Raw genomic sequence first — 26,531 nt, 5'->3', positions numbered from 1 at the left:
TGGCCGGAGGCTTGGCGCTGAAACAGCGAATCAGGCAACCGGTCACATATCGACCGACTCACATCGCGGATGATGTCATGGGATTTTTTGAGAAGCTCTTGCAGGGGATGGCCGGCGGCCATCAAGGTGGTCATCAAGGAGGTCATCATCGCGGCCAGGGGAATTATCCGGGCGGTGATCATGGCTGGGGACAAAATTACCCGTCGAATACCGGGCAGCCCAGTGGTGGGGTAGCCGCCGGTGGCCCCTCTTGCCCGAAGTGCGGCATCGTGCCCAATCCGGGCGCGCGCTTTTGCGCGCAATGCGGCACAACGCTGCTGCCCGGTGCTTGCGCCGCCTGCAATGCAAGCCTGGCCGCCGGGATGAAGTTTTGCCCGAACTGCGGCAAGGCGCAGCAACCTTGATGGCGGGAGCGTCACCACCCCATGCTCGACCATCTCCTCCACAGTCACCTTGAGTTTCGGCTGATCGTCGTCGGCCTGGGCTTGATGATTACCGTCCTGGCCTTCTATGTTTTTGTCTGCTGGCGCGAGGGAAGGCGCACGTCGAAGCCGAAATTTTCCGCCGAACTCCGGCGTCGGCTGCAGCCAGTGAAGCAGGGATCGAAGAAACGCCCCTCCGGAAAGGAACCGCCACCATGAGTGCAGGCCACACCCACGCGCTGCCGAGCACCGGGAACGAGCGGGCCTTGCGCCTTGTCCTGGTGCTGACTTTCGGCTTTCTGATGGCCGAAGTCGTTGGCGGCGTGCTGACCGGCAGCCTCGCCCTCATCTCGGACGCTGCGCACATGTTTACCGATGCCGCCGCGCTCGCCATCGCCCTGGCTGCCATCCGCATCGCCCGGCGGACCTATGGCTACCACCGGTTCGAAATCCTGGCGGCGGCGTTCAATGCCTTGCTGCTCTTTGCCGTCGCCCTCTACATCCTGGCCGAGTCACATCAGCGTTTCCTGCATCCGCCCGAGGTCCACCCGACGGGAATGCTGGTCATCGCCGGCATCGGCTTGGTCGTCAACCTGGTCAGCCTTCGATTGCTGAGTGGCGGTCAGGCCAGCCTGACCGCCCATGTGGTCCACGACCGCTCTTTCTCGCCGGAGGGCAATTTGATTCCCACCTGGCCCAGCGCTTCAAGGTCGTTCACACGACGCTGCAATGCGAAACCACCCCCTGCAACCGCCAGGCGGGGGGCTGCACCTATGTCGCCGGCACGCCCGGGTACATGGAAGAGCCGCATCGCCATTCATCAAGTTATCAACCCAAAGGGAGCAACCCCATGAAGCTATTGCATGTCATCACCGTTCTCGCTGCGTTTTGCGCCATCCACCAGGCCTCGGCCGCGGACGATCACAAGGGCCACGCCCATGACGAAAAACCGGGGCAGGCACATGCCCACGACGTCAAACCGCAGCATGGCGGCATCGTCTCGGTCGTCAAGGACATCAACTATGAGCTGGTGGCGAAGGCCGATGCCCTCACGCTTTACGTCACCGACCATGATCAGCCGGTAGATACCAAGAACGCGTCAGCGACGATGACGCTGCTGTCCGCATCTGAGAAAACAGAAGCCAAATTGCTGCCGGCCGGGGGCAACAAGTTGCAGGCGCAAGGGGCCTTCAAGATCCAGCCCGGCATGAAGGCGGCGGCTTTGGTGAAACTTGGCGACAAAGCGAGTCAGGTTGTTCGGTTCACCCTAAGGTAGTTGCTTATCTCAAGAGTCCAAGCGGGACCGGTCAGTTATAGCAAACCACTTGCCTGTCCGTCCCCGCCAATTGCCCAGTTGATCGAAGGAGCGCCATGCAGCCGATTAATCGCCCCGATAATGCCTCTTCCGATATTTCTATACGGCATGCTGAAAATCGTCCAGACGTCCAAGGGACTTCGCCGCTTACCGATTCTTTCGCAAACGCTTTAGGGCAAGCGATACAACGCCAAGGAGACGATGCGTCAAAAGGCAACCCTCGTCACTTCCCGGTTTCCGATGCAGGGCCTTCGTCGAAGAATTTCATGGAAATGGCGCTCGGTATTCGGGCTTATCGCCAGCAATTAATCGCTTCAAATATCGCGAACGCTGATACTCCCGGTTACAAGGCTATCGATATCGACCTCAATGAGGCCATGAAGAAAGCCCAATATACAACGGGATCCTTTCCGGGTTTGGCTACAACATCCCCATCGCATATTGCCTCAGATCCAGCGGGGGGATCTTATAAAGGAGTTGCGATCAAATATCAGGAGCCAAACCAGATCAGTGCCGACGGCAACACCGTCGAGATGGATGTGGAGCGATCTAAGTTTTCTGATAACGCAATCATGTACCAATTTACTCTGGATCGCGTGGGCGGAGAATTTAAACATATGCTGGAACTGCTAAGAGATCTCAAATGAGCCGGTTCAATGTCGTTAAGATGGGATCGCTGAGCATCGGTCGATATACGCTGCAGAAAGAGCACTCGCCCAATAGGGGGCATCTCGGAAAATGGAAAATCAAGCACGCTAAGCCGATTGCAGCGGCCGTTACCCAGTTCAAGGTGCCATCCGCGATGGCTTCAAAAATATTATCGCCAGTGACAGGCGCAGTGATGGTCCGCCGATGAAATGCTTTGACCAGTCGGCCCTGCAGCATAACAACGAAAGAGAGTGCCAATGAACGAACCAACGACCCGGCTGCGGCTCGACCTGCCGCTGCTCCTGCCCGACGCCGACGACCGCTGCGTCGGCCGACTGATCGCCGCGCTGTCGGGAAGGCCCGGTATCTCCGAGGCGCATGTCGCGCGCGACGCCGACGCGCCGCAGTTGTGCATCCACTACGACCCGGCACAGATCAACATCGGCCGCGTCCGAGAACTGGTTCATGCCGCGGGCGCGGAGATCAGCGAGCGCTTCGGGCATTTGGTCGTGCGCGCCGACGCAGCGCTTCATGCGCGCGCCGCGCGCAGCGTCGCCGACGGGCTGCGCAGTATACCTGGCGTGCTCGAAGCTGATGTCGCTGCTTCGGGCGCGGTGCGGATCGAATACGACCGCCAGAAGGTGTCGGCGCAGGTCTTGCTGGAACACGCCGCCACGCTGGGCCTCAAGGCGCCCGATGCGGCACCGGCAGACGCGGCGAAAGCGGACGACCACGCCGGTCACGACCACGCCAAGGCAGCCGGTGACCACGCCGGCCACTCGCACGCCGGCGGCCCATTCGGTGAGATGACCGAACTCGTCTTCGCCGGCACTGCCGGCGCGCTGCTGGGTGTTGGCTGGCTGCTCGAACGCGTGGTCGTCAGTCCGGCGTGGCTGCCTACGGCGCTGTACGTCGCGGCCTATTTATTCGGCGGCTACTACACGGTTCGCGAAGCGTTCGACAACCTTCGCGCAAGGCGCTTCGAGATCGACACGCTGATGCTGGTGGCCGCCATCGGCGCTGCAGCGCTTGGCAAGTGGGCCGAAGGCGCCTTGCTGTTGTTCTTGTTCAGTCTGGGACATTCGCTGGAGCACTACGCGATGGGCCGCGCCCGCAAGGCGATCGAAGCCCTGGCCAAGTTGGCACCAGAGACAGCCACCGTGCGCCGCGCCGCCGGAACCGAGGAAGTCGCCGTCGCCGCATTGCAGGTGGCCGACGTCGTGATCGTGCGCCCCAACGAACGACTGCCTGCCGATGGCGTGGTGGTGGTCGGGACGACCAGCGTCAACCAGGCGCCGGTGACGGGCGAGAGCGTTCCGGTCGACAAGCGGCCAGTGGCCGACGCGCCGGCGGCACTGGCCGCGTTCGACCGCGTTAGCGCCGAGCATCGCGTCTTTGCCGGCACGATCAACGGCTCGGGCGCGATCGAGGTGATGGTCGCCCGCCGCGCCGAGCAATCGACGATGGCGCGGGTGGTAAAGATGGTCACCGAGGCCGAGGCGCAGCGCTCGCCAACGCAGCAGTTCACCGAACGCTTCGAGCGCCTTTTTGTGCCGGCAGTGCTGGTGCTCGTAGTGGTGCTGCTGTTCGCCGGAGTGGTGATCGACGAGCCGTTCTCAGCCAGCTTCTACCGTGCGATGGCGGTGCTCGTGGCGGCCAGCCCGTGCGCGCTGGCAATCTCGGTGCCGAGCGCCGTCCTCAGCGGCGTGGCTCGCGCTGGCCGCGGTGGAGTGCTGGTCAAGGGCGGCGGGCCGCTCGAGAACCTGGGCACGCTGACTTCGATCGCCTTCGACAAGACCGGCACATTGACCGAAGGCAAACCGCGGCTGACGGATGTGGTGGCGATGCCCGGGGTTAGCGAAGACGAGTTGCTGGCCCTGGCCCAGGCGGTCGAACAAGGCAGCGACCATCCGCTGGCTTCGGCCGTCGTCACCGGTGCCGCCGAGCGGCTGGGCGGACGGGTCGCACTGCCTGCTGTATCCGACGTCAAAAGCATTACCGGCCGCGGCGTGCAGGCGCAGGTCGCTGGCGAGACGGCGGTGATCGGCAAGCCGGTGCTATTCTCCGAACTGCCCGATTCGACGCTGCCGCCCGAGGTGGCAGCGGCCAATGACAAGCTGGTTGCCGCGGGCCGTACGACGATGGTGGTGCGTCATGGACAGCGGTTCCTGGGCGTCATCGCCGTGATGGATACGCCACGGCCGGAGGCCGCGCGGGTGATGGCCGAACTGCGCGAGCTCGGCATCGAGCGACTGATCATGATTTCTGGCGACAACCAGCAAGTGGCCGAGGCGGTGGCCAAGAGTGTGGGCCTGACCGAGGCGCGCGGCGATCTGATGCCCGAGCACAAAGTCGATGCGATCAAGGCGCTGCGTGACCAGCACGGCAAGGTCGCGATGGTCGGCGACGGCGTCAACGACGCGCCGGCAATGGCCAACTCGACAGTGGGCATCGCGATGGGTGCGGCGGGCTCCGATGTCGCGCTGGAAACCGCCGACGTCGCGCTGATGGCCGACGACCTGGCGCAATTGCCTTTCGCTGTCGGCCTGTCGCGCAGCACCAGCCGCATCATCAAGCAGAACCTCTATGTGAGCCTGGGCGTCGTCGCGGTGCTGATCCCGGCCACGATCTTCGGCCTGAACATCGGCACCGCGGTGCTGTTTCACGAAGGCTCGACGCTGATCGTCGTGGTCAACGCGTTGCGACTGCTGGCCTACAAGACGGCTGAGCGGGCGGCCGCTGGTGCGGTGCCGAGTGCGGCTGCGGCTTGACAGCAGACCGCACACCGAATCCCTGAGTCAACTTGTCCGAGCCGATGCAGACTTTCAAGAAACATAAATTAACGTGTTCATTATCTAGAAAGCCTTGCCGATCAAGGCCTTGCACTGGGCGTGTGACTTGGCGGTGTCAAAGCCGGGTAAAATGCGTGTCGGCATTTATTCATTTCATCAGGCGATTCAGCAATGGAAATTACCGTTTTAGATGCTGTGGAACAGGCCAACCAGATGCAGGCCAGCGAACGCAGTGTGGCGCGCCTGAATATGCTAGTGGCGATCACCGTCGCTTTCCTCGCCACCTTCATGGGGATTTGCAAGGTCAAGGACGATAATATCGTTCAGGGAATGCAGCAGGCGCAGGCCAACAAGCTGGACCGCTGGGCGTTTTATCAGGCACGCAATATTCGCGAAGAAATCGCCCAAGCCGCTGTCGTTCAGCTGAGACTGGCTGCGGCAGGAAAAGCGCCACCGGAACAAGCGGCCTATATCGATGCCATCCAGACATACGAGAAACTGGCGGCAGAGCAAAACAAGAAAAAAGAAGAATTGCGCATCAAGGCCGAACAGGATCAGAAGGATTATGACTCAGGCAATTATCGCGATGATCAATTTGATCTTTCTGATGCCTTGCTGGCAATTGCGATTGCATTACTGGCGGTGACGGCGCTGACCCATCAGCGCTGGCTCTACTTTGTCGCGCTGATCCCGACGGGATTTGGCGCCGTAATGGGGTTGGCAGGTTTACTCGGTTGGGCGATTCACCCCGCAGGCCTGATACGCCTTCTATCTCGATGTTTATCAGTTGGCTGCGAAAAAATATTCGCGGAGGCTCCGAGTCGCTCGTGCATAGTCGTAGATTGGGCAAGGTTCAACTTGAAATGTTGCAAATTCCTCGTATGAGAGCTTGGATATCCAAGCAGCAGATCTTCATTCGAAGCCTGGCGTGGCTCGCGCTGGTGCTCGGGCTGAAGCTCGTCGTTCACTTGCTTGGTTGGGAGATGCTGGTCTTGAGCCCCCTACACGCCACCGCGGTCGCAGGTGGCTTCTTCATCCTCGGGTTCATCCTGTCGGCCACCATCGCAGACTACAAGGAAAGCGAGCGGCTTCCCGCGGAATTCACGGCTATCGTCGAGAATATGTACGAGGACGTGCTCTTGATCAGTCGCCGCTACCCGTTGGACATTGAGGGGTTCCGCGAAGGACTGCTCGCGGCGCTGAACAGCTTGCGCGACGATGTAGTGTCGGGCAACAGGGAGACCCACCATCACGTGTTTGCGCTGGGGGAGTTCTTCGCGCAGATGGAGAAGGCCGAAGTGCCGCCCAACTACATTGTCAAGCTGAAGCAGGAGCAAGCGCAACTGGTTCGGAATCTGTTCCGCGTCAACTACATCCAGTCGATCCGCTTCATCCCGTCGGCGTTCTTTCTGGCGAAGTCAGTGCTGCTCGGCACCATCGGTCTTCTGCTTCTGACGGCCCTTGAGCCATTCTCGACCTCCTTCGTCGCCATAGGACTGATCGCATTTGTCTTCATTTACATCTTGAGGCTTATTGAGGTAATCAGCACGCCTTTCCACCCCAAAGGGAGTACGCAAGACGACATCAGCCTGTTCCAGGTTGAGCGGACTGCCGAGCACCTAAAGCGGCGCACGGGCAATGCAGAAAATGGCCACTAGCTCGTCGCGAATCTCTCCTCGTGCCTTGGAAGTTGGCCAAAGGGACCTGCAGTAAGAATCGCAGTGTAAAAATGTACGTGATTAGCGAGCGATCTCTGCCCGTATGATTCATCAAATCTCAACCCACGCGGAGTTCTGCTGCCGGGGATTTTCACGTCTGATGCTCAAGCGTGACAAGGGTTTCCCGGCGATCTTATTCATTTACGAAGGAATCCTTACGCCTACCCCAGAAGGAAGAACATGATCGATGAGCCTCAAGTAACGACTCCAGCAACTCGTCTGCCTGACAGCAAACCCTCCGGTACGGCAGCGGGGCGCCACCGGCAGAACCTCATCTGGGCGCTGGCACTGACTTCGGCCTTCATGGCCATCGAGGTTGTCGGCGGCCTGTGGACCGGCAGCCTGGCCCTGCTGGCCGACGCCGCACACATGCTGACCGATGCCGGCGGGCTGGCGCTGGCGCTGCTGGCGATCCGCTTCTCGGAGCGCCCACGCACGCCACAGAAGACTTACGGCTATGTGCGGATGGAAGTGCTGTCCGCGCTCACCAATGCCGTCGTGCTGCTGCTGTTGACGGTCTACATCTTCTACGAGGCCTACCAGCGTTACCTCAATCCACCCGAGATTCTGGGTGTGCCGATGCTGGCGGTGGCCGCAGCCGGCTTGGTGGTCAACCTCATCAGCATGAAGCTGCTGGCGGCCGGCTCGAAGGAAAGCCTCAACGTGAAGGGCGCTTACTTCGAGGTGCTGGGCGACATGCTGGGTTCGCTGGGCGTGCTGGTCGCCGCCGGCATCATCATCTTCACCGGCTGGAAGCTTGCCGACCCGCTGATCGGCGCCGGCATCGGGCTGCTCATCCTGCCGCGCACCTGGACCCTGCTCAAGCAGGCGATCCACATCCTGATGGAAGGCACACCGCCCGAAGTCGACGTCGCGCTGCTTGAGCGCACGCTGCTCGCAATCCCCGGAGTGACTGCGGTGCGCGACCTGCATGTGTGGACCATCACTTCCGGCCTGGACTCGATGAGCTGCCACCTTGTCGTCGATGGCGGCGCGGACGCCAAGACCGTGCTCGCCGCGGCGCGCGGGGCCATGGCCACCCGGTTCGCTCTGTCACACACGACGATCGAGATCGAGGATGCCGACAGCGCCGCGGCCGAGGGCGCTCGCGCTGTGTAGTCCGGCGAACATGGCGCAAGCCCCACGCGCAGCCGTCTTGTGCAACGAGATGCCCAGCCTGGAGAGGACCCACGTCTTGCCATCCCCTGCGTCGAGTCGGTCTCCGTCGTCCGGGTGCAGGTGTTGCTCTCGATGCGGAACTCGAAATTCTCCCTCAGCCCCATTCTCAGCAGCGTGGGCAGGAACAGCGTCCGGGACTGCGCGCCATTGCTGCTGCGGTATTCCCGGTGCAGCCCGGTCTCCACCTGAATGCGGCCAGCCCCGACGACGTTGCTGCCGTCGGCGATGCCGGGACGGTCAGGGTTTTGATGTAGTCGTCCAACGGCTGCGCTGCAGCAGCCGCTGCGGCCAGTTGCGGAGTGATGCCCCAGGCCAGCGCCCGCAGGCATCGACGAGGCCGCGTCGGGAAGGGCAAGCTGGGACGAACCCTGCCGGCTACGACTTGAGCCACTCGACGAGTTCGGGACCCAGCAGGGTGGCGTTGAGTTCCTCGTCCGACTGCGCCACGAAGGCTTCGAGATCGCGGATCACCACCACGCCGGTGTTCCTGAACCGGTGTGCGATCTTCTGCACGAATTCGAACGTCACGCCCTTGTCTTCGCAGGCGCCGATGAACAGGAAGTAGACCTGGTCGCCGCGCTTCTGCGATTCCTCGAGGATGCGCATGGTGCGCGCCTCATCGCTCCTGTCGTTTTCGCCGTCGGTGATGAAGAGCACGAGCGAGCGCCTCTTCTCGTGCGTGTGTGGGGTGCCGTGCTCATGCCCGCTCGCCGACCAGCCGAACAGGCGGCTGAGAAAGCCGGCACCCTGGGATGAGCGGTGTGCCTCCTCGCACACCTTCCAGCCGAAGTGCTCGAGCGCGCGCTCGAGCACGAAGCTGTAGGTCGTGCCGCCGTTCCAACCCGGAACCCTGTCGACGATGTTGCGCGTGACGTAGTCGCGCGCATCGTCGGGCGTCACCGCGCCCACGTAGTGGGCGCTGTCTTCGCCAGCGCTGAAGGTGAAGACATCCATCCTGCGGTCCGGGTCGAGCACCATGCAGTAGGGTACGAGCCGCTCGATCAGGATGCTGGTCGTGCCCTCCTCGTGTTCGTGCTCGAACGAGCCGGAGACGTCGATGATCGCGGCGGTTTCCGCCTTCACGTTCGCCACCACGCCGGCCTTGTCGAGCGCCAAGCGCAGCGCGTTGGCCGACTTGTCCAGATTCAGTGTGAGTTTGCTGTTCATGTTTGCTCCTGGTTCAGGGTTTCAATTGACTGATGATGTCCCGCAGCCGATAGGCCAGTTCGCCGGCTTCGGTCGGCGAGATCGTGGTCTTGCTGGCGCTGAGGGTGGCGATGGACGCGATGCTGCCGATGAACGCCGGCATCACGACCAGCGCAACGTTCTGGATGGCGCCGATCAGGCGGATCGGCTGCTCGATCTGTATTTCTCGCGTGGAGCCGGCTTGCCGCATCTGCACCAGGGTCTGCGTCAGACTCATGCTGCGCTCCACGAAGCACTGCGCCAGTGCGGCGTCGCCCTGACGAAGGCGCTCCGACAGGAACAGGGCGCCGATGGCAGAAGCTTCGACCTGTGCCGCGGTCCCCTCCATCGACCCGGACAGGCGCAGCAGCCGGTCCTTCAGATCCAGCAGGGGGTCGAGTGCGCCACCCATGAGTGCCAGCAGCTGCTCCAGCTCGGCCTGGGCCTGGGCAAGTTCGCCCGGCGTGTCGATCCGGCTGTTGATGCCTTGGAACAGCCGGCCCACGAGACTGTCGCCGCCATGTCCGCAGACGGCCATGAGGTCGATCGATCCCAGAATGTCCATCATTCGCGCGAGGTAGCCCTCCACCTGACGCAGCACAGGGCTGCGCGCAAGGGCAAGCATCTCGGTGACGAGGTCGCCGTGCACCTGCTGCAGGTTGTGGCCCCACAGGATCGCCTTGCGCTGCGAAGCCTTGTCGACGACGAATGCGCCGACCAGTGCTCGCGCCTGCTGGTATACCCCGGCAGCTGCGCCTGGCGACAACGCTTGCAAATCCGACACAGCCACTTCGATCCGCTTTCGTTCGGCACCCGGGATGGCCGTCGGCTGCCGCACCACCGGCGTGGCAGCGGGGACACGACGCGTCGGCGACAGGACGTCCTGCGCTTGCGGCGCGGCCCCCGCGGGGGTGCGCAGCGAAGCGCCCGGGGCGCCGATGACCGTCGGGCGCAACTTGTCCTTCGTGGGCGGCACAGCAGGCCTTCAGGAGAAGTGGCCCAGAACGTCGTTGAACGTTCCCGTGAAGCCGCGGCCGACAGGCGCGTACTCCCAGCCGTTGTCGCCGTGCATGATGCTGCCCAGCTGCACCACGTTGAACTCGCCGAATTCCTTGGACAGCTGGTAGGCGCCCAGCTCGCGCCCGCTCTCGTCGGCGATGGTGACGGTGCAGACCTCAATGTCAGCGAAGGCCGCCTCGTCCTCGGCCGCGGAGCCCTCGTCGTGCCCCGCGGTGTGTTCGGCCTTGTGGACGGTGGCGAAGAGGGGGATCTCGTTCACGTCCGCGGGAAGTTTCGAGCCATCGATGACGATGGTTTCGGTGTTGCCCTGGACCCGGACGTCGCCGGAGTGCCGCAGCCCGCCCGTGGGCGTGGCGAAGGAGCCGTCGGCCGCGGTTGGCAGCACGCCGGTCTTCGGGCTCATCTTCGTCGTGTTGTAGGTGGACAGAATCTCTTCGAGCACCGTGACCTTCGCGCCATTGCCGCCGTTGCGTGCCTCGAGCGCATGGATGTCGATGTCGTCCTGATGGCGGGCGTCGCACTGCCATGCGACGGTCACCTTGAACGCAGCGCCCTTGTTGAGCGAGAGTTGCAGCTTGCGGGCCGGCGCGGCACCGGGCTTGTCAAGGGTTAGTGTGAGCATGGTTTTCTCCGGGTTGTTGTCATGCCTTGCGCAGCGCCGCGAGCTCGGCTCGCGACTGCTCGAACATCTGCCGCGCCGCCTCGAACTTCGCTTCGGTTTCCTGCTTTGCGGTTTCGACCAGTTCGTGGATCTCGCGCGTCTGCGTGATGATCGCGGCGATTTGCTGCGCCTGCGCGACACGGTTGTCACCGGGTGCCTTGGCCGCGGCGATTGCCACGTCCTTGGTGGCCTGGCCGCGCAGTTGCGTCAATTGCTGGTCGAGGCGCGCCTGGCGCTCAGCGATCTGCTGCACCGACTTGACCGCGAATGCACCGTGGATAGCCAGCAAGGTCATCTTGATCGACGCGAAGCGCGAGGACACCGTTGTGGCGGTCTCCTGCAGCGTCGCGATTCCGGCGGCCTCGATCTGTTGGATCACCATCTGGTCGGCCGGCAGGCGCGTATAGGTGCCTTCGAGCGCAAGGGCCCGACTTTCCAGCAGGCTGAGCTTGTCCTGCAGCTCACGCAACCGTGCCTGGGCGGACACGTCGGCAGGGTCCGCTGCCGCAGTCTGCTGCGCTACGTACTGCCGGGCCTTTTCGAGAAACGCCCGCGCGACTGCAGCATCGACGGTGAAGCTGGCGAAGTGCGTGCCGTACGATTGCTTGAGGCTCTCCAGCGCCTGCAGTTCGCCGAACAGCGTCTTCATTTCCTTGGACAGTTCGCCCTCCAGGCGGACCATCTCGTCGGCCAGCGTCTGCGTCCGGATCGAGATCAACTCGCCGATCTCCTGCATGAACTCGCGAAAGGCTTCCTCGGGCTTGCGGCCGGTGAGCTTGGCTAACAGACCGGCGAAGAACCCCGGGGCTTCACCCTGTTGGATCTTCTCCAGGATTTCAGGCAGCTTGGCGTCATCGACACCTTTTTCCAGGCGCCCGAAGAGAGCGAACACCTTGGACGCCGTCTTTTTGTCGAGCCGGGCGAGGAAGCCGTCGAGGGTCTTCTGCAGCGCCTGTTCGGCACCGAGGCCGATCTTGATGATGTCGCCGGATGGAACGTCCGCGAAGTCCAGCGCGGCAAGCGCCTGCTCGGCTTGCGGCACCTGCTCCGGCCGGAGCACGATGGCTCCGGTCTCCAAGGAATCTTGCACGAGGGGGCCCTGCCTTGGCGAGGGCGGTGGCACTACGGTAGGGGCGATGTTGCGTTCCACTAATTTCTCCTCTGCCGGTCGGATCGGGAATAACACCGCCCATCCCGCATGGTCAATGTTGGGAGTTTTTGGCTAAAACCCCGGAAAGTCCATCTTGCTCAAAAATTACGCGGTAGCTTACGATCATTACCCACCGGTAAGTTTGGCATACTTGCATCAGCAATGTCCGGTTAGAACGCGAATAAATACATTTGATTGCTGTTATTGCCCTGCTCTGGAATGTAGTCGTTTCCCGCAAAGGCTTGCTGGATGGGCATCTTCGCGGGCAGCGCGATGAAGTCTGGCAGCACAATGTTCGGCTCAAAGCAGAATTGGCAGAACGGGACAAGGAACTGAACCGCCTGCGGGAATTCGCCCGTTATGCAGAGGAGACGCTGGAATCCTTGGCTCGCGAGGATGAGGCACTGTCAGACCCCTAAAGCGATCTCGCTGGGAAATGAGTGTTGTTCATGGGCGGCAGGTCCAGCGTAGTGACCTCTTACCGGGAGGTGGTTGAGCAATCTGGCGGACGTTTCCTGTCTCACGACGGTGGCCTGAAAGAAAGCATGCACCGGATCGATGGCGTGCTGGCCGCTGCCGATATTGCGATCTGTCAGGCCGGCTGCATCAGTCATAACGCCTACTGGCGAGTAAAGGATCTGTGTAAGCGTACTGGCAAGCTCTGCATGTTTATGAAAACGAGCGGGGCATCCAGCTTTGAGCGCATGGTCGGCGAGGTGAGCAAGAAACAATAGCCACGACCGGGTTGGAAATTGAAATGAGATTTATTTTCATTTACAATTCTGGCTATTGCATTACTCCTTTTGCAAGCCAGCCACCCATGGAAAATCCCTAGGCAGCCAGCCAGCACCTCTGAAACTGCCTTTGGAGACACTCCATGAAGTATTGTCCGACCAGAAATTCGTTTTCTGTCTCGCCGCTTGTGCTCGCAATTGCGGCTGCCTATGCTTGCATTCCGGTTGCTCACGCAAAAGAAAATTCGCCTGAAAAAACATTGGCCACCGTTCAGGTGATCGGGGGCGAAGAAAATTTGCCGACCTTGGGTGGTGCAGGCCAGATTCTTGGCAAAAAAGAACTGGAAGACTCCCATGTCTTCACCGTCAACGAGGCTCTGCGCAAGGTTCCGGGTGTTCATGCGCGTGATGAAGAAGGCTTTGGCTTGCGTCCCAATATTGCGATGCGCGGCCTGAATCCGACGCGGTCAACCAAAATCACCCTGCTCGAAGATGGCCTGCCGCTGGCCTATGCCCCCTATGGCGACAACGCCAGCTACTACCACCCGATGGTGGATCGCTACGAACGCATCGAAGTGCTGAAAGGAGCGAGTTCCCTCATGTTCGGGCCGCAGACGGTGGGTGGCGTGATCAACTACATCACCCCCGCACCGCGTCAGAATTTTGGTGGTTATGTCCAAGGGGTTGTCGGCAACCGCGATTACTTCAATGGCAAGGTGAATGTTGGGGGCGGCGGTCTGGTACTCGATTACGGGCACAAGGAAGGGGATGGTGCCCGGGATAATATGAATCACAAGCTAGATGATTTGAATATCAAGTACGGCACCATGCTGGGTGACCGGAATGCGATTACCTTGCGCGCGAACTTCTACAAGGAAGATTCGATGCTGACCTATTCCGGTTTGACGCAAGCTGAATACGACCGCCTGGGTGCTCGTTACAATCCGTTCAAGAATGACCGTTTTGAGGCTGAACGCACCGGGTTGTCCGCGACGCATGATTTCCTGATCAGCGACCAGGCCACGCTCACCACCAGCGTGTATTACTCAAAATTCGATCGTGACTGGTGGCGTCAAGCGAGTAACAGCCAAGATGCGCAATGTGCTGGATTGAACGCCTCACGATTGGCAGGGGTTGCGATTGATCCCGATACCTGTAATTCCATCCAGGGCAGACTGCGTAGCTATGAGACTTGGGGTGTGGAGCCACGCTTGACCGTAGCACACGGCCTGGGTGAACTCCAGGCCGGTGTTCGGGCACACTTTGAGGAACAGGACAGAAAACAGATCAACGGCACCAGTCCGACGGCACGAACCGGCACTCTGGCAGAAAACAATCTTCGTAAAACCAGCGCCTATTCCGGTTTTATTGCCAATCGCTTTGATTTTGGCCAGTTTAGTGTGACGCCCATCGCACGCTACGAGTCAATCAAGGCAGAGCGTACGAATCGCCTGAATGGCCAGAGTACTGAAACCAGCGTGAATGCCTTTACGCCGGGGATTGGCGCAACCTGGAATCCGATGCAGACATTGACCGTGTTTACCAGCCTGCACAAGGGCTTTGCGCCACCGCGCGTCGAAGACCTCATTGGTGGTACCGGCACAGTTACCGATGTCGATTACGAAAAATCACTGAACTTTGAATTTGGTGTTCGGGCACAACCAGCACAAGGGTTATCCGTCCAGGCCGCCTATTTCCGTAACGATTACGACAATCTGATCGCTGTTGGCTCGATTGCCGGTGGTAGCACCCCGCTTTCTCAAGGCAAAGCACTGTTCGAAGGTCTTGAATTGGCCGCCAATGCCGAATTCTCAAATGGTATATTTGGCCGCATGGCTTACACGTGGCTGCCAACCGCTGAACAAACTGAAGCCTTCCGTAGAGTAGACACAGGTGCCATCGTCGGTGTTCAGGGTAATCGTCAAGCCTACGCACCTGAACATACCTTCACCGCTGCTGTCGGTTATGGTGTTGGCCCGTTCAAAGGCGAGATTGAGGCCCAATATGTGGGTAGCCAGTATTCTGATTTTGCGAATACGGTTGCGCCGACAGCAGACGGGCAAAAGGGTGAGATTGCGGCTTACACCGTCTGGAATACGGCACTCAACTATCGCTTCGACAAATCGCTGTCAGCCTTTGTCACGGGCAAAAACCTGCTCGACAAGACCTACATTGTTGATCGTACCCGCGGTATTCAGGTGGGTATGCCCCGCTTGATTCAGGTCGGATTCAAGTACGCGTTCTAATCCTACGACATCCCACATGAAGGGCTGGCCGATGCCAGCCCTTTTTTTGTTCGCTGGAGTGGTGATCGACGAGCCGTTCTCAGCCGCTCGACGAGTTCGGGGCCCAGCAGGGTGGCGTTGAGTTCCTCGTCCGACTGCGCCACGAAGGCTTCGAGATCGCGGATCACCACCACACCGGTGTTCCTGAACCGGTGTGCGATCTTCTGCACGAATTCGAACGTGTTTCCCGTTTTCTGAGACCACCCTCAATAGGGCGATATGCCAGGCATGCCAAGAGAAAATCGGCGACCGATAAGCAGCTCCAGCCAAGAAAACCCGGGCCGGTAGCGAACCCAAGCGCGAGTTTTTCCAATCGATCGGTCGATTATTCGACGCCGCGTAGCGCCGGCCGCTTGCCCGCACGCAGCCTCAACGGCAGCTCGAATCCGTCACGCCTGACCGAGATTCCCAGCGAACTGCCCGGTGCGACTGCTGCGATCCGGTTGATGAGGTCCACCGTGTCGGTGACCGGCCGCTGGTTGATGGAGACGACGACATCACCCGGCCTGATGCCGCCGACATCGGCCGGGCCACCCCGCAGTACGCCGGCGATGACCACCTCCGGGCGCCCGTTCTCGCGGCGGATTTCCCGGGCTTCGATGCCGAGCCAACCGCGTTCGACCCGCCCGGTCTTGAGAATCTGCTCCAGGACCTGCCGGGCGATGCTGACCGGGATGGCGAAGCCGATGCCCTGGGAGCCACCGCTTTGGGAAAAGATCGCCGTATTGATGCCGATGAGGGCACCGGAGGCATCCACCAGCGCCCCGCCGGAATTGCCAGGATTGATGGCCGCGTCGGTCTGAATGAAATTCTCGAAAGCATTGATGCCGAGCCGGTTGCGTCCGGTGGCGCTGACGATGCCCTGGGTGACCGTCTGCCCGACGCCGAAGGGGTTGCCGATGGCCAGCACCGGATCACCGACTTCGACGCTGGCGGGGTCGGCAAAAGTCACGGGAACCAGCCCCTTGGCCTCGATCTTCAGCACGGCCAAGTCGGTTTCCGGGTCGCCCCCGACCATGCGCGCCTCGGCCGCTTCCCCCGTCGGGAAGGCGACTGCAATCTCATCGGCGCCCTCGATCACGTGGTTGTTGGTAAGGATGTAACCGTCGGCGCTGACGACGACCCCCGAACCGAGACTGGTCGCCGGCTGGGGCGCCGGCACGCCGAACAGTTGCCCGAAGGGATGGCCGAAACCCGGACCGCGCCGGGTAACGACTTGTTTCAGGGTGTAGACATTCACGACCGAGGACATGGCTTTGTGTGCCGCCTGGCGGAAGCTATACGGGCCGGTCGTCGCGGGCGGCGGAGCTGTTTCCTTGATCGTGACGACTTCCCGCGTCGCCCATCCCCCGCCTCGCGCCGAGAGGAAGGACCAGACCAGGAAGCCGATGCCGGCCAGGGCGACCAGGAGCAGCCAGAAGCGCCTATTCATCGTTTCGCCAGGAGCGTTGCGGCGGCGGATGGATTGGCTGTCATTTCTTGCTCCTCAAGCTATCTTGATTGCGCGCTCGATGGCTGCGACCAGGATCCATCCCGGTTCGGGCTGGCCGGTGTGCGCCGCCTTGGCGATCACATCCACCAAGGTGTCCACCAGGTCATCGCTACACAGGAGTTCGAGCTTGTACTCGATCACGACGGGTTCGGCGAGATCCATCGCGTAGTGCTGCTGCGCCGTGTCGGTGCCGGCGAACGGATGTTGCACCCGGGAGGCGGTAATGTTGTGGCAAGCGGAGTTTCCGGCGCAATTGCACAGCCCCGAATCCCGCAATGCTTCGAGCACGTCGGCCACACGGTCTTGACGGATGGATGCCTTGATCTCTTTCATGTCGTTCTCCATGCGATGGCCCCGGCGAGCGGAGCCTCCGCGGTCAGGTCAGGTTGAAGGGTTGCTGCGCTCCCGCCGGGACTCCGCCCATTCGTACATGAGCGGCAGCAGGAGCAGCGTCAGCGCTGTCGAAGTAAACAGCCCGCCCACCACCACGGTGGCCAGCGGGCGCTGGGTCTCTGCCCCCACTCCTTGAGAAAGCAGCATGGGAATGAGGCCCAGGATGGCGACCGAAGCGGTCATCAGCACCGGCCGCAGGCGCAGGGCAGCCCCCTGGCGCACCGCCTCGCGAATCGACGCCCCGTGCCGACGCTGGTCGTTGAGGAAGGTCACCAGCACGATGCCGTTCAGCATGGCCACCCCGAACACGGCGATGAAGCCGATGGCCGAGGGTACCGACACGTACTGGCCGGTCAGCGCCAGGCCAAAGACGCCGCCGATGACGGCGAAGGGCACGTTGGCGATGATCAGGGTGGCATGGGTCAGCGAGTTGAAGGCGGTGTAGAGCAGGATGAAGATGAGCCCGACGGTGAGCGGCACGATCACCGCCAGCCGAGCCATGGCCCGCTGCTGGTTCTCGAAGGCGCCACCCCACTCGGTCCAGTAGCCGGCCGGCAGTTTCACCTGCGCCCGGATGCGGGTTTCAGCCTCCTGGACAAACCCGTTCACGTCGCGGCCCCGCACGTCCAGCTGGATCACCGCATAGCGCTGCAGCTGTTCGCGGCGCACGAAGGAATAACCTTCGTTCATCTCCACCGTCGCCACCCGGGACAGGGGCACCAGCGCCCCGGACTGAGTGCGGATGGGGATGTCGGCAATCGCCTGCGGGCTGTCGCGGAAGGCCGCGTCCAGGCGCACCTGGAGAGCAAAGCGCTTGGTGCCGTCGATTACCGTCGACACGGTCTTGCCGCCGATGCCGGCCTGCACCACTTCGAGGATTTCGTCGGCGTTGATGCCATAGCGGGCCGCTTCGTCGCGGTTGACCTTGATCACCATCTGCGGCTTGCCCTTGTTGGCTTCCAGAGAAAGGTCCGCCGCGCCGGGCACCTTGTCGAGCACGGTTTTCATTTCCCCAACCAGGCGATCCAGGGTGGCGAGATCCTCTCCATAGACCTTGAGGGCCAGGGTGGCGCGTACGCCGGAAATGAGTTCCTCGACCCGCATCTGGATCGGCTGGGTGGCGCCGAACACCACGGTGGGAACGGCCTTTTCCAGGGTTTCCTGCATTTCACGGGCGAGTTCGGGCATGGATAGGCGCTTGGGCCATTCGGCCACCGGTTTCGCGGTGATCAGAATTTCCATGTAATTCACATCCGCCGTTTCGCCCTTCTCGGCGCGGCCGATAGTGGCGAGGGTCGAGGTCACCTGGGGGAAATGCTCCTTGAGCACGGCGTCGATGCGTTTCGAGACGGCGATGCTCTCTTCCAGCGAGGTGGAAGGAATGCCGGTGACGCGAAAAAGGATGGTGCCCTCCTGCAGCGTCGGCATGAATTCCTTGCCGAGGAAGGGAAACAGGGCCAGCGCCGCCGCCAGTAGCACCAGGGCGCCGCCGATCACGGTCTTTTTCCGGTCAAGCGCCCAGTCCAGCAAGGGCAGATAGATACGCTTCGCATGGCGCAGGATGAAAGTATCCTTCTCTTCCTTCGGCTTCAGGATCAGCGCCGCCAGCACCGGAACGAGGGTCAGTGTCAGGATGAGGGATCCCAGCATGGCGAAGGCGATGGTGAGCGCCATGGGCTTGAAGAGCTTGCCCTCCAGACCGGTCAGGGAGAAGAGCGGCAGGAAGACGACGATGATGATCAGGATGGCGAACGCGATCGGGTTGATCACTTCCCGCGCCGCTTCCAGCATCACGTGCGTCTTGTTGACCGGTTTGCCGGCCTGATGGGAGAGGAGCCGGAAGCTGTTCTCCACCATGACCACCGCGCCGTCCACCATCATACCGATGCCAATGGCGAGTCCCGCCAGCGACATCAGGTTGGCGGACATCCCAACATACTGCATCAGGATGAAAGCGATGAGCATGGCGAGCGGCAGGGTCACGACTACGACCACGGCCGAGCGGATTTCCCCGAGGAACAGGAAGAGGATTAGCGCGACCAGGATCGAACCTTCCAGGAGGGCGCTTTCCGCCGTCTTCAGCGCCTTCTCCACCAACTCCGTGCGGTCGTATTCCGGGGTGATGGTGACCCCTTTAGGCAGCGCCTGCTGGGCCACCTTGAGCTTGGCCTTCACCGCATCCACCACGTTCTTGGCATTCTCGTTGATGCGCGCCAGCGCCAGCCCCAATACCACTTCCCGGCCATCTTTGGTGACCGCGCCGAAACGCAGGCTGGGGGCTTCCTTCACTTCTGCCACGTCGCGTACGTAGACCGGGGCCCCTTCGCGCTGGGTAATCACGATGTTGCCGATGTCGTGGCTACCGGCCACCAGTCCCAGTCCGCGTACCAGATACTGCTCCTGGCCGAGGTTCAGGTACTGGCCGCCCACTTGGCGATTGTTGGCGGCCAGGGACTCCATCACCGCCTTGAAGGTCAGGCCGTACTTGATCAGTTTCTGGGGCTGGATGAGCACCTGGAATTGCTTCTCGTCGCCGCCCCAGGAAGTCACGTCATCCACCCCGGGCGCCGTGCGCAGGATGAGCCGGACGGTCCAGTCCTGCAGGGTGCGCAGGTCCATGGTCGAGAGCTTCCGGTCAGCCGACTCGATGGTGTACCAGAACACCTGCCCCAACCCCGAGGTGTTCGGCCCCAGGGTTGGCTCGCCATAGCCTTCGGGAATCCGCTCCTTCGCTTCGAGGAGCTTTTCGCTGACCAGGCGGCGGGCAAAGTAGATGTCCACGTTGTCCTTGAAATAGGCGCTTACATAGGAGAGGCCGAACAAGGACACCGAGCGGATTTCGTCGACGCCGGGCAGCCCGGCCAGGGCGGTTTCCACCGGGAAGGTCAGAAGCTTCTCGACGTCCTCGGCAGCGACCCCTGGAGATTCGGTATAAATATTGACCTGGACCGGTGTCACGTCCGGGAAGGCGTCCACCGGCACCGTGCGGAACGCCTGCACCCCGAAGACCAGGACGAGCAGGAATCCCAGTAGCACCAGCACCTTGTAGCGCAGCGAGAGATCGACAATCGAATTCAGCATGAGGGCGCCTCTTCAGTGTTCGTCGCCGATTTTTGACTTGAGCAGCCGCGCCTTCAGCGCATAAGCACCCGCCACGACCACCGCTTCGCCGGCCTGGATGCCGTTCTTGATGACGACCCGGTCGCCGACCTTGTCGCCCGGCTCGACGGCGCGGGGCTCGAAACCGCCGGCTTCCTGGACGAAGGCCATTGCCTGGCCGTTCACCAGCAGCACCGCCACCTGTGGCAAGGTCATCGCCTGGGTCGCGGTTCCTGTGGCGATAGCGGCGGTTGCGAACATCTCGGGCTTCAGGCGCCGATCCGGGTTGGGCACTTCGACCCGGGCCGGCACCGCCCGGGTTTCCTTGTCCACCGTGCTGCTGATGTAGGTGAGCCGGCCCTGGAAGGCTTCGCCCGGATAGGCGCTCACCGCCACGGTGGCCGGCGCGCCCAGGCGTACCCGGCCGAGGTCCTTCTCGAACAGGTTGGCCTCGATCCACAGGGTCGACAGATCGGCGACGGTGAAGAGGCTCTTGTCCGGTTGCGCCAATTCGCCCAGGACCGCCGCCTTCTCGATGACGGTGCCGGCGAACGGCGCCTTCACCGAGAAGAGCGAAGTTGGTCCCTGTTCCGAATCCCGGTGCTCCGCGTCCAGGAGTTGCAAGCGGTCTTCGGCGGCGCGCTGGCTGGCACGGGCCTTCTCGTACTCGCTGCGGGCACGCAGGTAGTCCTTCTCGGGAATGATCTCGTCGGCTTTGAGCTTCTGCGCCCGCTCGAAATCGGCCTTGGCGAGCGTCAGCTGGCTCTGCGCCTGGCGATAGGCGGAATGGGCCTCGCCGAGCTCGATGCTGTCGAGGCGGGCCAGCGGCTGGCCGGCCTTCACATCGTCGCCCAGGTTGGCGTAGACTTGGTCGATCCTCGCCGGAACGCGGGGCGCGACGTGTGCGATGCGGTCCTGGTTGGCCCGAATGGTGGCGGTGAGCACTAACTGGTCGGTGACGGGCTGCGCCTTCAGCACTTCGATCCGGATGCCGGCAGTCTCGATTTCCTCGGCGGACAGCTTCATTTGCCCGGCTTCGCCGTGTTCATCCGTCGTCTTGTCGGCGCCGGGCTTTTCCTGGGCAGATGTGGCCGGTTTCGCTTCGGCCGGCGGGCTATCCGGTCGATTGCAGGCGCCCAGCAGGAAGGCGCTAGCCAGGAAGGCGAGCCCGGCGGCCCGCGGCAGGGAAAGGATTGGCATGGGATTTACCCCGAAAAAATTCTTATTACGGGCATTCGTCTGCAGCGCCTTCATTGCACCTCTCCCATGGCCGGCCAGCCTGCGGCTGCTTCGAGGGCAACGGTGGCGAGCCGCAGTTCGCGGCGGGCGTCGATCAGGTCGCGGCGCCCGTCAAGTACCTGGCGGTTCACCACGATGAGCTGCAGCAGGCCGATCTCGCCAGCGCGGTAGGATTTGGCTGATAGCTGCTGATTCTGGTCAAGGCTGCCCAGCACGTTGGCTTCCAGGCGTTTCACCCGGGCGCGCAGGCTTTCGAGGTTGAGCCACAGGGCGTGCACCTGGGCGGGAATGTCGCGGCCAGCCACCTGTCGCTCGATCTGCGCCTGGGTCAGCTCGGTCGTTGCCTTGCCAATGCCCGTGGCATTGCGGCGAAAGAGCGGCATTGGTATCGAGAGATTGACGCCGATGAGCCTCTCCCGCGCCTCCGTCGCCCCTTCCCGGCCCACCGTCACCCCGACGGTGATGTCGGGATAGGTCGATGCGCGTTCCAAGCTAAGGTGGCTGGCGGCCGCCGCTTCGCGCCGCTCCAGGGCTAGCAGTTGCGGCCGTCCGCGGGCCGTCGCCAGCAACTGTTCGAGGGTGTAGTTGGGAACGCCGGGCGTCAGTTTACCGGCCACTTCGGGCAAGCTTTCCGGCGCCAGTTGCAGGGCGCTGGCCAACTCGGCCCGGGCCGCGGTGAGTCGCTCGCGCAGGGCGGCGAGCTGGTTGTGGCCGCGCTCCGCTTCGACGAGGGCCAGATTGCCGTCGAGCCGGCTGTCCTCGCCAGCGACCACCCGCTTCCGGACGGCGGCGGCGGCGTCCTCGACCAGCCTCAGCGCTTCCTCTTCGATGGCGATGCGAAGCTGCAGGGCCAGCACCTGGACGAAGCGTTGCTCGATGTCGGTGCGCACCTGACGGCGTAACTCCTGCAGCGCCGCCTGCAGGGCGGCCAGATCCTGGTCGGCCGCGTCGCGCCGGTGGCCTTGCTGCCCGGCGATTTCGAACGTCTGCGAAAGGCCGGCGTTCCACTCGCGCCACCGCTCCGAGGAGAACCCGGGTTGCCGACCCTCTCGACGGAGCGTTTCAGCGGAGAGCAGGGGATTGTTCCAAAGGAGGCCGCGTGTGTCGGCGCGTTGCCCCTCGACCGCCACCTGATTGGCCTGTGCGGTGCGTAGCGTCGGGTTGGCGGCTTCGGCGAGATGCCACGCTTCATCCAGCGTCAAGGCTGGGGCGCAGCTCGCTTCTGGCAAGCCGGCGAGCGCGAGCCAAGCCCCGGCCAAGAGCGCGAAGGCGCGTCTTAAAGGACGTGCCGCAGCAAGGAAACGGCGAGACAGCATGGAATAAACCTTTCAAGTCGGCCGGCGCCAACGGCGCCCACCTAGGTCAAAGGAAAAGACTCAGGGTTGAAAGAAGCTGCGAGGCGGCCGGAAGAGATCCTCGTTCGGGCGGTTCGGGACCAGCCCCTCCCGCAGGGGATCAAAGCGCTCGCCTGCAGGGGGATGGGTGAGAACGATTCGTCGTGGCATTCTGCCCCAGCCAAATGGAAGTGGGCATGGCAGCCGTGGTTGCAGGGCTTGTTAGCGCCATCCTTGCCGATGGACTCATAGTCCGGCTGGGCGTGGTGGCCCGTGGCAGAAAAGTGCGCCATCTCATCCGACAGTAAATCGGCGGTTGCCTCGGTCCCATAACTCCACAACGATGCGCTGACCATACTGAAAGCCAGCAGTATCGCAAGGGCCGAGCGGAAATGCGAGTGGCGGAACATGGAAGGAGATTATTCCCAACGGAATATGGCGTCAATCTAACCGCATGCCCAGCTCGGCACGCATCGCCAGTGCCGATCCGCGCCCAGCATCTTCGGCAAAGTTCTCGGCGGTCATCGGCACAGCAGCCGCAAGCCGTTGAAGACGGGCAGCGCCTGGAATCCGAACGGATGGCGGCAAAAGCCGTTGTCGTCAGCCGCGAGAAAATTTTTGAAAAGCTCACGGCTTTGCAGGTCCCGCTGCCGAAAAGGGTCAACACAAAAAAGAATATGCCTGTGAACTTTTTTCAGTATTTTCTGCCAAACGCTTTGAGATCAATGGGATGCGGAGTTGGGGACATCACAGAAAACGGAATAAATCGTACGCTAAGCTAATGCCATCAAACTTGGTTGCCTTGATTACCTTTCGCCAAGCTGCGGTTTGCGCCATGCCGATGCGTTCCCTGAACATGGGATGCCGTCTTGCCGCCAGGTACAAACGCTTGAGACAAGCCGTCAAGAATGCCACAGTGGGCAGCATCCCGCGCCTCGCCACACCGCTCACGCAGGTCTTTTAGTTGCCTCTCCAGTTCTTGGAGTTCTTGCATCCGTTGGGCGACGTGCCCAATGTGCCGATCAAGCAGGCGATTCACATCCGCGCAGTTCTCCTGGGGTGACTCCTTGAAGTGCAGCAAGACCCGGATCTCATCCAACGTCATGTCCAAACTGCGACAACGCCGAATAAAAGACAGTCGCTGGACATGGGTTTCCCCATAGATGCGGTAGTTGCCTTCGCTGCGGGCCGGTACCGGCAGCAGCCCATCACGCTCGTAATAGCGGATGGTTTCCACATTCGTCCCGGCAAGGCGGGCCAGTTCGCCGATTTTCATCTTCATCTCCTGACGTTCAAACGGACCGAACTGGTTGGAGCATGATGATCGCCATACCGGCCAGCGCGACCGCACTGCCGACAAGATCCCATCGGGTGATCGGAATTCCATCAATCTGCCACAGCCACAACAAGGCAACGGCGACATAAACACCGCCATAGGCGGCGTAGATTCGCCCGGCGGCACCGGGGTGCAGGGTCAGTAGCCAGGCAAACAGCCCCAGGGAAACGGCGGCGGGGATCAACAGCCAAGGTGAACGCTGCTGGGTCAGCACCAGCCACGGCAGGTAGCAGCCGAGAATCTCGGCCAGCGCGGTTATGGCGAACAATCCCAGAACTTTGACGAACTCAAGCATTGCTTTGGCTCCGAATATTTTTCTTTATTGTAATCACTTGACTCTGTAGTTCTACTTTGTCAGATTAGAAAACAGGCTGATGCGGACGCCATCTGATATAATGCAATCCATTGTTTATCAACGAGTTGTCGATTACGATGTCAACTCAAATACCCCAATAGCATTGCCGCGCTGGTTGCTTCCGCAGTCGCGCACTTCGATTCCCACTTCGCGCCGTACCTTGCTTGCTTCCAGAGCCGCACGCGCTCGGTCGAAGACGCGGCACGCCTCTATTTGCATGGCCTCTTCCAGTGCCGCCGACGCAACCTGGAGAAGATGGCCGAGACCGTCTCGGGTAGTCGGTACCAGCGGCTCCACCACATGCTGAGCGAATCGGCCTGGAACCGCAGCGGCGTGCGCCGGCAACTGATTGCCGATGCCAACGTCCATTTCGGCCACGCCAGCGCGTTGGTGATTGATGAGAGTGCCTTCGCCAAGAAGGGCGACATGTCGGCCGGTGTCGCGCGCCAGTGGAACGGGCGCCTGGGCAAGACCGACAACAGCCAAGTCGGCGTCTTCGCCGCCGTGGTGCGGGATCGGGTCGCCGCGCTGGTCGAGGGGGAGTTGTATATTCCCGAGGAATGGTTCGCCGATGCGGCCCGTTGCCAGGAGGCTGGCATTCCCGAGGGAATGGAATTTTGCACCAAGGGCGAGATGGCGCTGCGCATGATCCATCGCCTGCGGCGGGAAGGGTTGCGTTTCGCCCACGTCGTGTTCGATGCCGGCTACGGGCATCTGCCGTGGCTGTTGCGCGCCCTGGCGGGCGAGCGCGAAACCTTCCTGGCGGAGGTTCATTCTGATCAGGCGATCTACCTGTCCGATCCGGCCCCGGCCGTACCGGCGCGTCAAACAACCAAAGGCAAAGCCCCCAGCCGTTTGCAGGCACAGACCCCGCCGCTGACAGCGACGGCCTGGGCCGTTGCCCAGCCGGCGTCGCGCTGGTGTCGGCTGTCGGTGCGCGAGGGAGAAAAGGGTGAAGTCGTCGCCGATTACCTGAAGCAGCGGGTGTGGCTGTGGGATGGTACCGAACAACGGGCACGCTGCTGGCATTTGCTGGTGCGTCGCGAGATCGGTGGCACGAAGCTGAAGTTCTGCCTCTCCAATGCCAAGCCCGAGGCCAGCCTGCGCCGGCTGGCGGACATGCAGGTGGCCCGGCATTTCGTCGAGCGCGCGTTCGAGGACGCCAAGGGCGCCTGCGGTATGGCGGACTACCAGGTCAGGGGCTGGCAGGCATGGCACCATCACATGGCGCTGGTCATGGTCGCGCTGATGTTCCTCGCCAAGGAGCGTCTGGCCCATCGCGAGACGGCCGATCTGCTGTCCTGCAACGATTTGGTCGAGATCATGCGCCACAAGCTGCCGACCAAGATCGAAACCGATGCCGACCTCGCCGCGTCCATCGAGGATCGCCATCGACGACGACAGCTTGCCAAGGATTTTGCCTACAAAAAACAAGCCGCTATCCTCTAAGCATCGGATTGAAATGGAATCTGACAAAGTAGAAGTAGTCACTCAAGGGTTTCTAATGTGGGAAACAAGGAGAACGCCATGAGTCTTGATCCCAACCCCAAGCCCCATCAGGAAACCGCCCATTGCGGATGTGCCGGCGGTTGTTCGGCAGCAGCGCCCGCAGTCGCTGAAAGACCGGCAGCATCCGATATCGCTCAAAGCGATGGCGTGCCCGTTTTCTTGATTCCAAGCATGGACTGCCCGAACGAGGAGAATGACATCCGTCGAGCGGTGGCCGGTATCGAGGGCATCCGCTCCCTGCGTTTTCAACTGTCGGCACGCACCGTTTCGATAGATGCCTCGACGGATGCCCTTAATGCAGCCTTGGCCGCTATCCGCCAGGCGGGGTTCAGCCCCAAGGCGGTGTCGTCAGATCAGGCAGCGAATGAAAACGTCGGCGTCAGTGAGCTATGGCGAAGCATTCTGGCGCTGGGCCTGGCCGTCGGTGCGGAAGCGCTGGATTTCTTCGCGCCCGACACGTTGCCTTTCAAGGGCTTCGGTATGGCATTGGCCATCGCCGCCATCTGGCTGTCCGGCATTTCCACCTATAGCAAAGGCGTGGCGGCATTGCGGCGCGGGCAGTTGAACATGAACGCGCTGATGGGCGTAGCGGTGACCGGTGCCTTCCTCATTGGACAGTGGCCCGAGGCGGCGATGGTCATGGCCTTGTATGCCATTGCCGAACT

General features: G+C 61.8%; 28 protein-coding genes. 16 read left to right on the top strand and 12 right to left on the bottom strand.

Annotated elements, in window-relative coordinates; translation table 11 throughout:
- The first annotated feature begins 11 nt into the window (after positions 1–11).
- From AC07TV_RS22385 to AC07TV_RS22340, 10 genes are all read left to right on the top strand, one after another.
- The gene (locus AC07TV_RS22385) at positions 12–404 is read left to right on the top strand and encodes a zinc ribbon domain-containing protein (RefSeq protein ID WP_494650589.1); all 393 of its coding nucleotides are present in this window, start codon (positions 12–14) and stop codon (positions 402–404) included.
- A 21-nt stretch (positions 405–425) separates the two neighbouring features.
- Positions 426–641, top strand: coding sequence for a hypothetical protein (locus tag AC07TV_RS22380; RefSeq protein ID WP_494650588.1), 216 nt, complete (start codon positions 426–428; stop codon positions 639–641).
- Positions 638–1,276 (top strand): cation diffusion facilitator family transporter, encoded by a 639-nt coding sequence (locus AC07TV_RS22375; protein ID WP_494650586.1) that lies wholly within the window; start codon positions 638–640, stop codon positions 1,274–1,276. The genes AC07TV_RS22380 and AC07TV_RS22375 overlap by 4 nt, the downstream gene beginning before the upstream one ends.
- Entirely contained in the window at positions 1,273–1,698 is a 426-nt protein-coding gene (locus AC07TV_RS22370) for a hypothetical protein (RefSeq protein WP_494650584.1), read from the top strand. Before AC07TV_RS22375 ends, AC07TV_RS22370 begins: the two co-directional genes overlap by 4 nt.
- Positions 1,699–1,793: 95 nt before the next feature.
- A complete protein-coding gene (flgB, locus tag AC07TV_RS22365; protein ID WP_494650583.1) occupies positions 1,794–2,384 on the top strand; it encodes a flagellar basal body rod protein FlgB in 591 nt (196 codons plus the stop codon).
- Positions 2,381–2,593 (top strand): hypothetical protein, encoded by a 213-nt coding sequence (locus AC07TV_RS22360; RefSeq protein WP_175145404.1) that lies wholly within the window; start codon positions 2,381–2,383, stop codon positions 2,591–2,593. Before flgB ends, AC07TV_RS22360 begins: the two co-directional genes overlap by 4 nt.
- 49 nt (positions 2,594–2,642) lie before the next feature.
- The gene (locus AC07TV_RS22355) at positions 2,643–5,156 is read left to right on the top strand and encodes a heavy metal translocating P-type ATPase (RefSeq protein WP_424191395.1); all 2,514 of its coding nucleotides are present in this window, start codon (positions 2,643–2,645) and stop codon (positions 5,154–5,156) included.
- Positions 5,157–5,348: 192 nt separating this feature from the next.
- Entirely contained in the window at positions 5,349–6,062 is a 714-nt protein-coding gene (locus AC07TV_RS22350; protein ID WP_494650581.1) for a DUF4337 domain-containing protein, read from the top strand.
- Positions 6,020–6,835: a hypothetical protein gene (locus tag AC07TV_RS22345; protein WP_494650579.1), complete on the top strand. Its 816-nt coding sequence runs from the start codon at positions 6,020–6,022 to the stop codon at positions 6,833–6,835. Before AC07TV_RS22350 ends, AC07TV_RS22345 begins: the two co-directional genes overlap by 43 nt.
- A gap of 240 nt (positions 6,836–7,075) precedes the next feature.
- Positions 7,076–8,014, top strand: a complete 939-nt coding sequence (locus tag AC07TV_RS22340; protein ID WP_424191401.1) for a cation diffusion facilitator family transporter — start codon at positions 7,076–7,078, stop codon at positions 8,012–8,014.
- Positions 8,015–8,449: 435 nt separating this feature from the next.
- Here AC07TV_RS22340 and AC07TV_RS22335 read toward each other — a convergent pair whose 3' ends face one another.
- From AC07TV_RS22335 to AC07TV_RS22320, 4 genes are read right to left on the bottom strand one after another with little or no spacing between them, the layout of a single operon-like run.
- Entirely contained in the window at positions 8,450–9,241 is a 792-nt protein-coding gene (locus AC07TV_RS22335) for a vWA domain-containing protein (protein WP_494650578.1), read from the bottom strand.
- 13 nt (positions 9,242–9,254) lie between these two features.
- A complete protein-coding gene (locus AC07TV_RS22330) occupies positions 9,255–10,235 on the bottom strand; it encodes a hypothetical protein (protein WP_494650577.1) in 981 nt (326 codons plus the stop codon).
- Positions 10,236–10,244: 9 nt separating this feature from the next.
- A complete protein-coding gene (locus tag AC07TV_RS22325; RefSeq protein WP_494650576.1) occupies positions 10,245–10,901 on the bottom strand; it encodes a TerD family protein in 657 nt (218 codons plus the stop codon).
- Between the two features lie 19 nt (positions 10,902–10,920).
- Positions 10,921–12,090: a hypothetical protein gene (locus AC07TV_RS22320; protein ID WP_494650575.1), complete on the bottom strand. Its 1,170-nt coding sequence runs from the start codon at positions 12,088–12,090 to the stop codon at positions 10,921–10,923.
- A gap of 191 nt (positions 12,091–12,281) precedes the next feature.
- On the opposite strand from AC07TV_RS22320, the gene AC07TV_RS22315 reads away from it, so the two are divergent.
- The 3 genes from AC07TV_RS22315 to AC07TV_RS22305 all read left to right on the top strand — a co-directional run bounded on the left by AC07TV_RS22315 (position 12,282) and on the right by AC07TV_RS22305 (position 15,070).
- Positions 12,282–12,509, top strand: coding sequence for a hypothetical protein (locus AC07TV_RS22315; RefSeq protein ID WP_494650573.1), 228 nt, complete (start codon positions 12,282–12,284; stop codon positions 12,507–12,509).
- Between the two features lie 30 nt (positions 12,510–12,539).
- On the top strand, positions 12,540–12,824 hold the full coding sequence (locus AC07TV_RS22310; RefSeq protein WP_424191413.1) for a DUF2325 domain-containing protein: 285 nt from the start codon (positions 12,540–12,542) through the stop codon (positions 12,822–12,824).
- A gap of 143 nt (positions 12,825–12,967) precedes the next feature.
- Positions 12,968–15,070: a TonB-dependent receptor family protein gene (locus AC07TV_RS22305; protein ID WP_494650572.1), complete on the top strand. Its 2,103-nt coding sequence runs from the start codon at positions 12,968–12,970 to the stop codon at positions 15,068–15,070.
- 2 nt (positions 15,071–15,072) lie between these two features.
- On the opposite strand, the gene AC07TV_RS22300 is transcribed toward AC07TV_RS22305, so the two are convergent.
- From AC07TV_RS22300 to AC07TV_RS22275, 6 genes are all read right to left on the bottom strand, one after another.
- Positions 15,073–15,279, bottom strand: a complete 207-nt coding sequence (locus AC07TV_RS22300; RefSeq protein WP_424191417.1) for a hypothetical protein — start codon at positions 15,277–15,279, stop codon at positions 15,073–15,075.
- A 155-nt stretch (positions 15,280–15,434) separates the two neighbouring features.
- The gene (locus AC07TV_RS22295) at positions 15,435–16,541 is read right to left on the bottom strand and encodes a S1C family serine protease (RefSeq protein ID WP_424191419.1); all 1,107 of its coding nucleotides are present in this window, start codon (positions 16,539–16,541) and stop codon (positions 15,435–15,437) included.
- A gap of 54 nt (positions 16,542–16,595) precedes the next feature.
- On the bottom strand, positions 16,596–16,934 hold the full coding sequence (locus tag AC07TV_RS22290) for a P-II family nitrogen regulator (RefSeq protein ID WP_424191421.1): 339 nt from the start codon (positions 16,932–16,934) through the stop codon (positions 16,596–16,598).
- 48 nt (positions 16,935–16,982) lie between these two features.
- Positions 16,983–20,075 (bottom strand): efflux RND transporter permease subunit, encoded by a 3,093-nt coding sequence (locus AC07TV_RS22285; RefSeq protein ID WP_494650571.1) that lies wholly within the window; start codon positions 20,073–20,075, stop codon positions 16,983–16,985.
- A gap of 12 nt (positions 20,076–20,087) precedes the next feature.
- Entirely contained in the window at positions 20,088–21,347 is a 1,260-nt protein-coding gene (locus AC07TV_RS22280; RefSeq protein ID WP_494650569.1) for an efflux RND transporter periplasmic adaptor subunit, read from the bottom strand.
- Positions 21,344–22,648, bottom strand: coding sequence for a TolC family protein (locus AC07TV_RS22275; RefSeq protein ID WP_494650568.1), 1,305 nt, complete (start codon positions 22,646–22,648; stop codon positions 21,344–21,346). Before AC07TV_RS22275 ends, AC07TV_RS22280 begins: the two co-directional genes overlap by 4 nt.
- A gap of 497 nt (positions 22,649–23,145) precedes the next feature.
- On the opposite strand from AC07TV_RS22275, the gene AC07TV_RS22270 reads away from it, so the two are divergent.
- Entirely contained in the window at positions 23,146–23,448 is a 303-nt protein-coding gene (locus tag AC07TV_RS22270; protein ID WP_494650567.1) for a hypothetical protein, read from the top strand.
- 5 nt (positions 23,449–23,453) lie between these two features.
- On the opposite strand, the gene cadR is transcribed toward AC07TV_RS22270, so the two are convergent.
- Both cadR and AC07TV_RS22260 read right to left on the bottom strand, forming a co-directional pair.
- Positions 23,454–23,942 carry a Cd(II)/Pb(II)-responsive transcriptional regulator gene (cadR, locus tag AC07TV_RS22265; protein ID WP_494650566.1) on the bottom strand — a complete coding sequence of 163 codons (489 nt, stop codon included), beginning with the start codon at positions 23,940–23,942 and terminating at the stop codon, positions 23,454–23,456.
- Between the two features lie 16 nt (positions 23,943–23,958).
- On the bottom strand, positions 23,959–24,297 hold the full coding sequence (locus AC07TV_RS22260; protein WP_494650565.1) for a YnfA family protein: 339 nt from the start codon (positions 24,295–24,297) through the stop codon (positions 23,959–23,961).
- Between the two features lie 105 nt (positions 24,298–24,402).
- Here AC07TV_RS22260 and AC07TV_RS22255 point away from each other — a divergent pair, with 105 nt between their 5' ends.
- Together AC07TV_RS22255 and AC07TV_RS22250 are read left to right on the top strand one after the other, a co-directional pair.
- Complete coding sequence (locus AC07TV_RS22255) at positions 24,403–25,806, top strand: IS701 family transposase (RefSeq protein WP_494650601.1); 1,404 nt, start codon at positions 24,403–24,405, stop codon at positions 25,804–25,806.
- A gap of 78 nt (positions 25,807–25,884) precedes the next feature.
- Positions 25,885–26,531 (top strand): cation transporter (locus AC07TV_RS22250; RefSeq protein ID WP_494650563.1); only part of this gene is annotated, 647 nt, incomplete at its 3' end.

Source organism: Azonexus sp. GW821-FHT04F04 (assembly GCF_059420025.1).
The sequence above is the reverse complement of the archived record's forward strand: the minus strand, read 5'-3'. Positions and strand labels throughout refer to the sequence as shown.